Origin of the sequence: Bacillus australimaris (assembly GCF_001307105.1) — a bacterium.
Taxonomy (GTDB): Bacteria; Bacillota; Bacilli; order Bacillales; family Bacillaceae; genus Bacillus; species Bacillus australimaris.
Genome location: NZ_LGYN01000001.1, coordinates 40,657 through 53,663, shown reverse-complemented (window position 1 = coordinate 53,663; position 13,007 = coordinate 40,657). Strand labels below are relative to the sequence as shown.

Below are 13,007 nucleotides of genomic sequence, written 5' to 3'. Positions count from 1 at the left end.
AAAAAACGAAATTGAACAGACAGCCGGAAGAGACATGAATGTATGTTAAAATAGACAAAACAAATGACGGAGAGGGAATTCGATGTTAGAACAAGCAGAAGCACTCCTGAAACAATATTATGGCTTTGATGCCTTTAGGCAGGGACAGAAACAAGCCATTGAATCGATTGTAAACAAACAGAACGATACTGTCTGTATCATGCCGACAGGCGGCGGGAAATCGGTTTGCTATCAGATTCCTGCCCTAATGATGGAAGGAACAACGATCGTTGTATCTCCGCTTATTTCTTTAATGAAAGATCAGGTTGATGCACTAAATGAAATGGGCATACGATCGTCCTTTTTAAACAGCACACTTTCCGCAGCAGACATGAATGAAAGGCTGAAAAAATGTGAAAATGGTGAATATAAGCTTCTCTATATCACACCTGAACGCTTACAAAATGAACGGTTTTTTCAGCTCCTTGATCGGTTAACGGTCCCTTTAATTGCTATTGATGAAGCGCACTGCATATCTGAATGGGGCCATGATTTTAGGCCAAGCTACCGCTTTATTCAAGAATGTTTAAATAAGCTGTCAAAAAGGCCGGTCGTTGTCGCGTTAACGGCTACAGCCACGAAAAAGGTCCACCAAGATATATGTGAACAGCTTGACATGAACGAAGAAGAAACCATCTTTACTGGGTTTGCTAGAGAGAATTTGTCTTTTCAGGTAGTCAAAGGAGAAAATAGTGACCGGTTTATCACACAATATATGAAGAAAAATAAACTTGAGTCTGGCATTATCTATACAGCTACAAGAAAAGAAGCTGAGAACATTTACAATCGTCTAAAGAAGCAAAAGATCAAAGCTGGCATTTATCATGGCGGGTTAAATGACGATGTGAGAGAAGAGCAGCAAAACCTATTTTTAAATGATGACATCCAGGTCATGGTCGCTACATCTGCATTTGGCATGGGAATTAATAAATCGAATGTTCGTTTTGTCATTCATCATCAAATCCCAAGAGATATTGAAAGTTACTATCAAGAAGCTGGGCGCGCAGGCAGAGACGGTCTTGAAAGTGAATGCATTTTACTGTTTTCTCCGCAGGGTGTAAGAATGCAGCGCTTTCTTATTGAACAGTCAACAGATGATGAAGTGCGCTATCAGCACGAACTGCTCAAACTAAGACAAATGGTAGATTATTGTCATACGGAGCAATGCCTGCAGCAATTTGTGATGGACTATTTTGATCAATCAGCAAGTACTCCTTGCCAAAAATGTAGCAATTGTCTTGATGAGAGAGAGAGTGAAGAGGTCACTCGAGAAGCGCAAATGGTTTTATCATGTACGGTTAGAATGAACGAGCGATTCGGAAAAATGATGATTGCCCAAGTATTGGCGGGCTCTAAAAACAAAAAGGTGCTTGAACTTGGCTTTGATCGCCTGCCTACATACGCTTTAATGAAACAGCAATCAGCCCAGCAAATCAGTGATTTCATCGAATTTTTAATTACTGAAGAGTACCTTCATATGTCTGAAGGAGCTTATCCAACATTAAAAGTGACACATAAAGGAAAGAAAGTGTTAGTTGGCCAAGGGACTGTGTATAAAAAGCAGGCGGTTAAAAGAGAGGCGATTCAAGAAAACGATGCATTATTTGAGCAGCTGAGAGCGGTAAGGATGAAGCTGGCAAGAGAGCAGGGCGTTCCGCCATTCGTTGTATTTTCTGATCAAACTTTGAAGGAAATGTCAGCCGTTCAGCCTAAAACAGAAGAAGAACTTCTCCATATTAAGGGAATCGGCGCTCAAAAAAGAGAGAAATATGGGGATGTTTTTTTAGAAGAAATTCGTTTATTTATAGAAAAAGAGAAAAAATAAAGAGGTTGAAGAAAAAAATAAATTTTTTCCGCTGCATTTGGACACGTTTTCATCAGGAGGTTTCTGATCCTTTCAAAACCTTGATATGGCGGGTAGTTGAACCGTTTTGTGGTCTGATTTACCAATGGAGAGAGATGTTTCATGTAAAGGAACTGTAATCTAAAACATATCGTTTTGTTATTGAATTGACATTTACATATGTTACGATAGCACTCGTTAGCCGCCATAAAAAGCTAACAAGGGAGGATTTACTTTATGAAGAAGACTATTATGTCCTTGGTTGCTGTTGCAGCAATCTCAACAACAGCATTTGGAGCACAGCAAGCTTCTGCAAAGGAAATCACTGTGAAGAAAGGTGATACACTTTGGGGAATCTCTCAAAAAAATGATGTGTCTCTAAAGGACCTAAAGGGTTGGAACAATTTATCTACAGACATGATTTTTGTAGGTGATAAATTGACAATCTCTTCAAAAGAGAAAACTCAGGAGCAGTATAAAGTCCAGAAGGGGGACAGCCTCTGGAAAATCGCTCAAAAATTCAATGTATCAATTAGCGATATTAAGTCTTGGAATAACTTAAACTCAGATATAATTGTGATTGGTTCAACATTAAGTGTTGCTGGTCAAAGCTCAGCTCCGGTAAGCTCAGAGCCTGTTCAAAAACAGGCACCTGTCCAAAAAGAGCAAACAACGAAAAAAGCTGCTCCTAAAAAGGAAACAGCTAAAGCAGAATCATCTTCTGCTAGTCAAAGTGTTCAAAAAGAAATGACTGTAACAGCTACGGCTTATACAGCAAATGATGGTGGCATCTCAGGTATCACTGCAACAGGGGTAAACTTAAACAAAAACCCAAATGCAAAAGTCATTGCAGTAGATCCTAATGTCATTCCATTAGGAAGTAAGGTTTATGTTGAAGGCTACGGTGAAGCCATCGCAGCAGATACTGGCGGCGCAATTAAAGGTAACAAAATTGATGTACACGTACCAAGCAAATCCCAAGCGAAAAATTGGGGCGTAAAATCAGTCAAAGTGAAAGTACTTAACTAGTAGTCTATTGTTTTTTGGAAGAAAGCATCAGGTGGCGGCCTGATGCTTTTATTGTACCCTTTTTTTGGTCAAAAAAACACATATTTTTCAGAAAAATTCGTATTTTCGACATAATCCAGCGTATATTGCATCATACACGCTGGTTTTTTGTCGTTAGCTGTCCACCCAATAAATTTCTCCGCTTTGTTCTTTCCAATTGATTTGGACATCAAATTGGTGCTTTTCATAAAAGTGAATCAAGCGGTCCACGTGATTCCAATCTCTTTTGACGAGATCACCTGTAATGACTGGGATGTTCTGCTCTCTTGCGATTTCTTTTAAATGCTTCATACAAATTGAACCATATCCATTATCGGGAGGTCCTTTAATATCAGCAATATGAATCTTTCCTTCTTCAGGATATTCCGCTATTAAGGAAAAATCAGATTGTCCGCGAAAAGCTTTTTCACAATCGCTGAGCATGATTTTACATGTATCGGCACTTTCAATAGCGGAGACAATCATCCATTCATCTTCTTTCGCTTGATCAATGCCAATGATCTTTGCTTTTTTTGAAATGTCTTTCATATTTTCTTGCATTCGATACATTTGGAACTGCAATTGCTGTAATTCTTGTTCTAACGTCTTCACATCTTTCGCTGTTTCCTGTAAGATTGACAAGTCCATTACTCCTTTCATATAAGAAATCATAAAAACCACATAAATTCCCATTCTAAAGGAAGTGGATGGATCTTTCAAGCTGTTAGAACGCCGGCAATCGGCAAGTTTGTCTAAAATTCGACGAAGACAGCGAATTCATTGACTTTATAGAGAAAGTTAAATAACATACTCTTAGTCGGAACTAATAAAGAGAGGTTTTCAAACATGAACGAACAGAATCAAAAACCGAAAAATTTTACCGGCATTGTTGTCATTTTAACAATAGCCATAAACGGATTAATCGCTTTGTTATTTTTAATGCCAAAAACAGATAAATTTAGTCATCTGGATATTACATTTCTGCCGTTACTGAATGCCGTGATGAACAGCTTTACATTTATCTTCTTACTTTCAGCACTGATTATGATTAAACAAAAGAATATTAAAGCTCATAGACGATTTATTTTTGCTGCATTTTCAACAACACTTGTCTTTTTAATTTCGTATGTGACGTATCATTCAATGGCAGCTGATACACACTTTGGAGGAGAAGGGATCATCCGTCCAATTTACTTCTTTATTTTGATTACACATATTGTGCTGTCAGCTATTATTGTACCGCTTGCACTGATTACACTATTTAGAGGCGCACAAATGCAGGTTGAGCGTCACCGTAAAATTGCCCGCTGGACGATGCCCCTTTGGCTCTATGTTAGTCTCACTGGCGTCATTGTCTATATCATGATTTCTCCATACTACAGCTAACGTATGTCCATTTGGACATACGTTCTTTTATTTACAAGATGAAGTGCTTTGGATAAAATGGGAATTGGGTATCCGACTTGCACGGTATCTTCCCATCTATAGATTCACATCATTTCTGGCCGTTTGCTCGTTTGGAGATCAACAATTGAACGAAACGGGGGTTATATGATGACTGAACAATTGCAGTATAAACCGGGCCTTGAAGACATTGTGGCAAGCGAAACATCCATATCATACTTAGATGTGGAGCAAGAGGAAATTGTGATTCGCGGGTATGACCTCATTGAGCTAGCACAAAACAAGACATATTTAGAAACAGCCTATCTGCTTATTTATGGAAGATTACCAGATACGATGGAATACCACCAATTTCAGCAAGATATATCCTCTCAAACCAGCTTACATCCAACCATTCAAACCATTTTAACCACGCTGCCAAAATCCACTCATCCGATGGATGCGATGAGAACGTGCTTATCTGCTCTTGCAGGGTACGATGATGCATTACATGATCGATCAGAAGCGTGCCAGAAAAGGCGTGCTGTTCGATTATTAGGCCAGCTGCCAGCTATTGTTGCTGGAAGCTATCATATTCTCACAAAAGACGCCGCTATTTCCCCAGATCAGACCAAATCCTACACCGAAAACTTTTTAGCTATGCTAACAGGACGCACCCCAACAGAAGACGAAATCACCGCTTTTGACCAAACACTCACATTATATAGTGAACATGAACTGCCGAACTCAACGTTTGCGGCCAGAGTCATTGCATCCACACATTCTGACATGTATGGTGCTTTTACTGGAGCTATTTCTTCATTAAAAGGTGACCTGCACGGAGGAGCGAATGAAGCAGTGATGCACATGCTTCTTGAAGGAAAAACAACAGAAGGATTCCTTGCGCTCATTGAGCGGAAATTAGCCGCAAAAGAAAAAATGATGGGCTTTGGCCACAGAGTATATATGAGAAAAATGGATCCGCGAGCCGCTCTTTTAAAGAAATCATTGAAAACGCTTACGGAATCAAAGGGAGACACGACGCTATATGACATGTGTGTGGCAGGAGAGGCCTACATGAAAGAGCAGAAAAACCTTTATCCGAATCTTGATTATTATGCCGCACCCATTTATTACGTGCTCGGAATTCCTATTTCACTTTATACACCCATTTTCTTTGCTGCAAGAGCCAGCGGGTTAGCTGCGCATGTCATAGAACAGCATTTGTATAATCGCATTTTTAGACCGAGAGTCCGGTATTTAGGACCAAGAGGATTAAAGGTTTCAAATGATGATGGAAAAATGGGGGAATGAACATGAACAAAACAGCAGTCGTCAATCAAACAGATCAGCTATTAGAAGAAATTGCTGCCTATGCAGTAGACGGAGAAATTACGAGCAAAGAAGCCATTGAAACAGCGCGGTATGTCCTTATAGATACACTCGGATGCGGAATGCTGGCGCTCAATTTTCCAGAATGTACGAAGCACCTTGGACCTATCGTCCCTGGAACTGTTGTGCCTAACGGAGCAAGAGTTCCAGGCACTTCTTTTGTGCTAGATCCTGTTCAAGCAGCCTTTGATATTGGCTGTATGATTCGCTGGTTAGATTATAATGACACATGGCTTGCAAAGGAGTGGGGGCATCCGTCAGATAACTTAGGCGGAATTTTAGCTGTCAGTGATTATATTAGCAGAACACGCCTTGCAAACGGAGAAGAGCCGCTAACGATGAATGACGTACTGCATGCAATCGTTAAGGCACATGAAATTCAAGGTGTGCTTGCTTTAGAAAATTGTCTAAATCGAAATGGCTTGGATCATGTGTTATTTGTCAAAGTGGCAACAAGTGCAGTTGTGTGCGCGATGCTTGGCGGCACAAAGGGGGAAGTGCAGCATGTTTTATCACAAGCGTTTGTTGATAATTCCCCGCTTAGAACGTATCGCCACGCTCCAAACACAGGATCAAGGAAATCGTGGGCAGCGGGGGATGCAACAAGCCGCGGCGTGAGACTGGCAATGATGACACGAAAAGGGGAAATGGGCTATCGAACACCGCTCAGTGCAGAGAAGTGGGGCTTTGAAGATGTTCTCATGAAAGGAAAAGCGCTCACGCTTGCTCAGCCCCTTGGATCATACGTCATAGAAAATGTCCTTTTTAAAATTGCGTATCCTGCTGAGTTTCATGCACAGACTGCTGCAGAGGCGGCTGTGATGCTACATGACGCTGTCAAAGATCGGCTGGATGAAATTGACCGTGTAGAGATTACGACTCATGAGTCAGCGATTCGGATTATAGATAAGAAAGGGCCGCTTTATAATCCGGCAGACCGTGATCATTGCTTGCAGTATATTACAGCCATCGGACTGATCTATGGTGAGCTGACAGCTGATCATTATGAAGAAGAAACGGCGCAAAACCCGGCCATTGACCGCCTTCGTGATCAAATGGTCGTGAAAGAGGATAAACGTTATACAGAGGACTATTTAGACCCGAAAAAGAGATCGATTGCAAACTGTGTGCAAATCTTCTTTAAAGATGGGACGATGACAGACCGAATCGAAATTGAATATCCGCTTGGTCATCGCAGGAGAAGACAGGAAGGTATTCCGCTGCTTGAAAAGAAATGGGTCTATCATTTGAAGACAAGATTTCCTCAAAAGCAAGTGGATCAAATTGTGTCACTCTGCCAAAATCCAAATCAATTAAAAACAACGACAGTACCAGCATTTATGGACTTGTTCGTCATATAAGGGGGAACTAGCGTGTGGATCGTGAATGGAGAAACAAGTCAGGCTGATTTAGCCGCAGCCTTTAAAAAACAAATGCACAAATCAGCTTTATTTCAAATTCCAGGTGTTCACGATGGAATGTCTGCGCTCTATGCGAAAAAAATGGGCTTCCAAGGGCTCTATTTATCAGGTGCCGCTTTTTGTGCCAGCAAAGGACTTCCTGACCTCGGCATGATCCATTCAACAGAAATGGCTGAAAAAGCGAAGGAAATCATTCGAGCTTCTCAGCTGCCGCTTTTGGTCGATATGGACACAGGTTATGGCGGTGTTTTAAATGCAGCAAGGGCGGCAAAAGAAATGGTTGAGAGTAAGGTGGCAGCTGTACAAATTGAAGATCAGCAAATGCCGAAAAAATGCGGGCATTTAAACGGAAAATCACTCGTTCCAGCAGAAGAAATGATCGCAAAAATCAAAGCCATCAAACAAGCGGCACCAACACTTTTGGTGATTGCGAGAACCGATGCAAAGTCTGTAAATGGGATGGAGGATGTCATCCGCCGGGCCAATCTTTACGTAGAGGCAGGAGCTGATGCTATTTTTCCTGAGGCGTTGATTACAGCAGAGGACTTTACGTATGCATCAAACAATATAAAAGGTCCGCTTCTTGCAAACATGACGGAGTTTGGCAAGACCCCTTATTATCATGCAGACGAATTTTCTGTGTTTGGCTTTCAAATGGTGATTTACCCTGTGTCATCACTTAGAGTCGCTGCAAAAGCGTATGAGCGTTTATTTACAGAAATCATGGAAAAGGGGACGCAGCATGGAATGCTTGAGGATATGCAAACGAGAAAAGAGCTGTATGAAACGATTCATTATGAGGAATATGAGGAAATGGATCAGCATTTAGCGAAAACAATCCTGCCGGAAATTGGGAAAGAACAGCGATAAAATGAAAAGAAGAAAAAGGGCTAAAATAAGCCCTTTGGCAACAATCTAAAAGCACTTCCGAAAGGAAGTGCTTTTTTTACGATGATGGTGTGGATGATGAAGCCAATTTCATCTTTTCTTCAACTGTTTTCGTTTTTTCTTTTACTTTTTCAGCGTAAGTGAAGTCACCGTAGCAATACGGATAGCGGAAGTTATCTTTATTGCCACCGCACGTATAGACTTTGGGGTTTCGTTTCACTTGCTTTTTGGAGTATTGCTTTGCCAATTTCTCGGAATGTTTTCCCCCGTTTTTTGCAACAAAATCAATATAGCCGATTCCCATGTTATAGCTTTGAATAATGGTTTCCAAATCAACGCCTTTTTTCTTCCCATGCTTGTACATAGTCGAAAAATGCTGGACTCCTTGTTTAATGCTTTTCTGAGGGTCATTGATTTCATTTCGTTTCAAACCAAGAGATTCAGAGGACTGCATTGGATCTCCGCCTCTGCCTTTCGATTCTTGATACATCATACCTAGGATTAACGCGGTATACTGATCTAGATCTTGATCTCTTAACTCTGTTTCTACAAGCGGTTTGTAATCATCCAATCTCGACAAAACAATTGATTCCGTATCAATCGGCAGCTTTTTTAACTCCTTTTGATTAAAGGAAATGACAATGGCTGCTAATACGAAAACAAACAGAAAAATCGTGAAACAGCCTGAAATGGCAAAACATCCTGTTTTTTTCTTTTTCAAGGTCAGTTCACCCCTGTTTTGCCCCGCTTTTAAAAGGGAAGTACAGCCTTTTTATTATGCCATATCCTGCGCAGGATACCAAGTGAAAACCTTATAATCAATCATACCCAAACGTAAATTCAGGTCTTGTTTTCAGTCTGTAGCAGAAATAAACAAAACCGATAATCAGCCAAACCATGCCAATGATCAATGCATTTGTACTGATGCTCGTTAAGAGCCACATACAAAAGGCTGTTCCGCATAGAGGAATCACTGCATACCTCAATGTGTTCAGTACACCTCTTTGTTTTTGTCTGATGAAGTAATACGCAAAAACAGACAAGTTAACAAAAGTGAATCCAATCAACGCGCCGAAGCTGATAAAGGAATAAATGACTTCAAGTTCGCCAATGACTGCGGTTAAGGAGAAAGCTCCGATTAATAAAATATTAAAGACAGGGGTTTTTAATCTCGGATGAATATATCCGAAAAAACGTTTCGGTAATGACTCATCTCTTCCCATAGCATATAAAAGCCTTGCTGCACTCGCATGTGACGATAAGGAAGAAGAGATGACAGCGACCATTGTGCCAGCTAAAAAGAAAGAGTGGAGAAATGCGCCGCCCACAAATTCCGCAATTTCAAGTGAGGCTGCATCGGGATGCTTGAACTGCTGAAAATTTGGAAACACCTGCTGTAAAAAATAAGATGTCAAGGTAAACAGCACGCCTCCAATGGCGACTGTTAAGAAAATTGCGAGAGGAATCGTCTTTTTTGGCTTAATGGTTTCCTCGGACATAGTTGAAATAGCATCAAATCCCAGAAAAGAAAAACATAAAATGGTCGCTCCTGAAAAAATAAGTGCTGGATCTAAGCTCGCTGAATAAAAAGGACGGGCTGACAATAATTCGCCACTGCCTGCGTTTTGCGTGAGTCCATAAATAATAAACCCAACAAAGGTGACGGCGACAATGACTTGGAAGGTCACAAATAGTGCCGTAATGTTGGCTGTTAGCCGAATACCGATTACATTGACAGTCGTTATGGCGATAGCAAGTATGATGATCCAAATGTAATGAGGTACATCAGGAAAGGCTGCGGTTAAATACGCGCTTCCGATCGCAAAATTCACCATAGGCAAAAATAAATAATCCAGTAAAAGTGTCCAGCCTACAATGAAGCCGACATGAGGATGAATACTTTTTTGCGCATATGTATAAGCAGATCCTGCTTTTGGAAAAGCCTTCACCATATTCCCATAGCTAAGCGCTGTCAATAGTAATGCAAGTAACGTAAATATATATGCTGCAGCTACGTGTCCTTTCGTTAGCTGAGCAACAATGCCGTATGAATCAAATACGACAAGTGGGTCCATATAAGCAAGCCCGATCACAACAAGTGGAAAGACAGTCAGGCTGCGTTTTAGTCTTGGCTCTTCAGTCAATTTGTCTATCAGCTCCTCTAAAAAAATGAATAAATAATGCTCATTTTAAAAAGAATGCTACCAAGTGTCAATGCTATTTGAATAAATCGTTTTTCTAAAGTGTGCCCGCTTTGCACGCCGCACGTTTTGGTATATGATGATACATAGAATAAGTCGTGATTTGACTGACAAGAAAGGTGAAGCGAAATGAAGGAAGAACTGAATACAAATCAAGAACAGGAACGGATGGAGCTGGATGAAGAAAGTCTATTTCTTGTCTCCCAAACATTTAAAGCCTTATCTGATCCGACGCGTATTCGAATCCTGCACCTGCTGTCTCAAGGTGAACACTCGGTAAATGATATAGCAGAAACACTGGATCTTATGCAATCAACCGTGTCTCATCAGCTGCGCTTTTTAAAAAACCTTCGTCTCGTAAAATCTAGACGAGCAGGGACCTCAATTTTTTACAGCCCTGAAGATCAGCATGTGATGGAAGTACTTGAACAAATGATTCACCATGCACAGCATGACTAAGAAAACCCTTCCTGCTCTTATAGGAAGGGTTCAGATTGTTGACAAAGGGCTAAAATGATCTTTATTTTAGCTCTTTGTCTTCTTTTTAGCGTGACATGAGAACCTTGAAGTCTAGGAAGGGGGAGCACCAGAGCGCAGACCTGACACCGAATGCGAGGGTCTACAGGCTGAAATCTCCTATTCTTTTAGGAAGGTTTTTATACTTGATGCACATGCGCCGTTCGTTTACCTGCTTTTATCATTTGATAAGAAAAAACGACATAGTAAGCAGCTAACAGAAAAAAGCTGAGCATGGTCATGGCATCATCACTTACGATATGCTGATACAGTTCAACGACACCAATCTTTGTCAACGAATGGTTTGTCAGCTCAACCAGCTTAAAACTAAGTCTAGATAAAAATAAACATAAAATGAAGCTTTCAATCCATTTACTCGTTTTCACATAAAGCCGGCCATTTTCTTCTTTCATGCGAATCGTCTCATAGGCATGAACGGCCAGACTGCTTCCAAAGAGCATACCAATGACGGCATAGATGAAGATGCTGTGATTTTGCAAGCCTTCTGATATAAGAATAAGGGCAGTGAGTCCAAATACATACATTCTCATCAAAAGGCTGATCGGGCGGACAAGCTGATAACGTCTCATTCGATTCATTCGAATGATGATGCAGATCAGCATAATTCCCCCAATGATGAATAATTGCCACACGTGATGTGTCATGATGCAACCTCCTCCTGCATGTGCAGGGATGTAAAAGAATGCCGACTGTTACTTATCTTTACCATTCTTTCTTTTTTTATCAAATCAAAACCTACATTTATGAAAAAGAGGAAAAGTCATGAAAATCGATCGCGTTTTATCTATTGTGATGCTGCTCATTAGCAAGAAGCAAGTTCAAGCGAAAGAGCTCGCTGAACTTCACGAAGTGAGCGTGAGGACTATTTATCGTGATATTGAGACCATCAACCAAGCGGGTATTCCTGTTGTAACAACGCAAGGAGCAGGAGGAGGCATTTCACTCGTTGACGATTATCGTTTAGAGAAAAAACTATTTACCGATGATGATATTGAGCTTATTTTAACAGCCCTTGAAAGCATGACGAGTGCATACACCTTTAAAGAAAGTGAGCATGTTTTGAAGAAAATCAAATCTCTCATCTCGTCACATACCGATGAAAGCGACAAACAGCATCATGTTTTCATTGATTTAAGCTCCTGGGGGAAAGACAGTCAGGCAGAGAAGAAGCTCCAGCTCATACATACAGCTGCCTCAGCGCACCAATACATTCAGTTCATCTATCGCAATGCGAAAGGTGAAACACTTCCACGGAAAGTGGAGCCTTATACGCTCGTCTTAAAAGGAAGGCATTGGTATTTATATGCGTTTTGCTGTGTGAAAAAAGCTTTTCGTCTGTTCAAGCTGACAAGAATGACAGACCTCATGACCATTTCCGGTTATTTCAAGCCGAAAAAAATCAAAAATGAGGAGAAGCCTTGGAACGACTCTTGGCATGATGAGCCTTCAGTCACCAATCTCACACTTAGGCTAACGGAAGCATCAGTGGGCAAAGTGAAGGAATGGGTGGATGAGAACGAATGGATTGTTTGTTCAGACGGAACTTATCTGGCAACATTGAGTGTGCCTCAAGATGATTGGCTCAATAGTTTCTTATTTTATTTAGGACCGGATGTGGACATTCTTTCACCGCAGCATATCAAGGAAGCGTTTGATCTCCAATTAAAACAATTTCTGAAACAAAAAGGAACTTGACACAATGTTGTCAGGTTTCTTTTTATATGATGGGAAAAAAGGAGATGAGAATGTATGTACGATATCGTGACTTTAGAGAAACAATGGATCAAGGGGATGTCTGCTCGAACAACAAACGAAATTGAGCAAACAAAAGAACGGAAGATTGCCCCGCTCTGGCAGCAATTTTTCGCGCAGCAGCTTCATGGAGGACAAGCACCCGTCATAGGGCTGTATTCAGATTATGAAAAAGATGAACATGGCTCGTATTTATTCACGGCTGGGCAATTCGCGAACCAGCATCGAGATCTTGTCATAGAGATTCCTGCGTCCACCTACGCAAGATTTCAAACGAGAAAGGGACCGATTGAAGAGGTTGTGCTTGAAGCGTGGCACAAGATTTGGACGTGGGATCAGCGCCATTTCCGCACATATACAGGTGATTTTGAATGGTATGATGAAAGATCTTTAGATCCAAAAGAAGCTCAAGTTGATATTTATATTGCGGTTGACGAGAAAATGTTTGCTAAAACTAATAGTATTAGTTAATATAAAACTAACAACATTAGTTTTAGGGGGACA

13 protein-coding genes are annotated in these 13,007 nt (G+C 40.8%); 9 read left to right on the top strand and 4 right to left on the bottom strand.

Features of this window, described 5'->3' with window-relative positions:
• The first annotated feature begins 82 nt into the window (after nt 1-82).
• Both recQ and AKG37_RS00215 read left to right on the top strand, forming a co-directional pair.
• Complete coding sequence (gene recQ, locus AKG37_RS00220) at nt 83-1,864, top strand: DNA helicase RecQ (protein ID WP_060697051.1); 1,782 nt, start codon at nt 83-85, stop codon at nt 1,862-1,864.
• A gap of 255 nt (nt 1,865-2,119) precedes the next feature.
• Entirely contained in the window at nt 2,120-2,911 is a 792-nt protein-coding gene (locus tag AKG37_RS00215) for a LysM peptidoglycan-binding and 3D domain-containing protein (RefSeq protein ID WP_060697050.1), read from the top strand.
• 153 nt (nt 2,912-3,064) lie between these two features.
• On the opposite strand, the gene AKG37_RS00210 is transcribed toward AKG37_RS00215, so the two are convergent.
• A complete protein-coding gene (locus tag AKG37_RS00210; RefSeq protein WP_060596695.1) occupies nt 3,065-3,577 on the bottom strand; it encodes a GNAT family protein in 513 nt (170 codons plus the stop codon).
• 198 nt (nt 3,578-3,775) lie between these two features.
• Between AKG37_RS00210 and AKG37_RS00205 the strand changes: the two genes are divergently transcribed.
• From AKG37_RS00205 to prpB, 4 genes are all read left to right on the top strand, one after another.
• Nucleotides 3,776-4,315 carry a DUF420 domain-containing protein gene (locus tag AKG37_RS00205; protein ID WP_024422676.1) on the top strand — a complete coding sequence of 180 codons (540 nt, stop codon included), beginning with the start codon at nt 3,776-3,778 and terminating at the stop codon, nt 4,313-4,315.
• A 168-nt stretch (nt 4,316-4,483) separates the two neighbouring features.
• Nucleotides 4,484-5,626, top strand: coding sequence for a citrate synthase (gene mmgD, locus AKG37_RS00200; protein ID WP_060697049.1), 1,143 nt, complete (start codon nt 4,484-4,486; stop codon nt 5,624-5,626).
• 2 nt (nt 5,627-5,628) lie between these two features.
• Nucleotides 5,629-7,065, top strand: a complete 1,437-nt coding sequence (locus tag AKG37_RS00195; protein WP_060697048.1) for a bifunctional 2-methylcitrate dehydratase/aconitate hydratase — start codon at nt 5,629-5,631, stop codon at nt 7,063-7,065.
• Between the two features lie 12 nt (nt 7,066-7,077).
• Nucleotides 7,078-7,995 carry a methylisocitrate lyase gene (gene prpB, locus AKG37_RS00190; protein WP_060697047.1) on the top strand — a complete coding sequence of 306 codons (918 nt, stop codon included), beginning with the start codon at nt 7,078-7,080 and terminating at the stop codon, nt 7,993-7,995.
• A 76-nt stretch (nt 7,996-8,071) separates the two neighbouring features.
• Here the strand turns inward: prpB and AKG37_RS00185 are convergent, their stop codons facing one another.
• Together AKG37_RS00185 and AKG37_RS00180 are read right to left on the bottom strand one after the other, a co-directional pair.
• Nucleotides 8,072-8,734, bottom strand: coding sequence for a lysozyme family protein (locus tag AKG37_RS00185; RefSeq protein ID WP_060697046.1), 663 nt, complete (start codon nt 8,732-8,734; stop codon nt 8,072-8,074).
• A gap of 97 nt (nt 8,735-8,831) precedes the next feature.
• Nucleotides 8,832-10,157: an APC family permease gene (locus AKG37_RS00180; RefSeq protein WP_060697045.1), complete on the bottom strand. Its 1,326-nt coding sequence runs from the start codon at nt 10,155-10,157 to the stop codon at nt 8,832-8,834.
• Nucleotides 10,158-10,343: 186 nt separating this feature from the next.
• Between AKG37_RS00180 and czrA the strand changes: the two genes are divergently transcribed.
• Nucleotides 10,344-10,673: a Zn(II)-responsive metalloregulatory transcriptional repressor CzrA gene (gene czrA, locus AKG37_RS00175; protein WP_060697044.1), complete on the top strand. Its 330-nt coding sequence runs from the start codon at nt 10,344-10,346 to the stop codon at nt 10,671-10,673.
• 197 nt (nt 10,674-10,870) lie between these two features.
• On the opposite strand, the gene AKG37_RS00170 is transcribed toward czrA, so the two are convergent.
• Nucleotides 10,871-11,395, bottom strand: coding sequence for a CcdC protein domain-containing protein (locus tag AKG37_RS00170; protein ID WP_060697043.1), 525 nt, complete (start codon nt 11,393-11,395; stop codon nt 10,871-10,873).
• 118 nt (nt 11,396-11,513) lie between these two features.
• On the opposite strand from AKG37_RS00170, the gene AKG37_RS00165 reads away from it, so the two are divergent.
• Nucleotides 11,514-12,446, top strand: a complete 933-nt coding sequence (locus AKG37_RS00165) for a helix-turn-helix transcriptional regulator (protein ID WP_060697042.1) — start codon at nt 11,514-11,516, stop codon at nt 12,444-12,446.
• Nucleotides 12,447-12,500: 54 nt separating this feature from the next.
• Nucleotides 12,501-12,974, top strand: a complete 474-nt coding sequence (locus tag AKG37_RS00160; RefSeq protein ID WP_060697041.1) for a GyrI-like domain-containing protein — start codon at nt 12,501-12,503, stop codon at nt 12,972-12,974.
• Nucleotides 12,975-13,007: the final 33 nt, after the last annotated feature.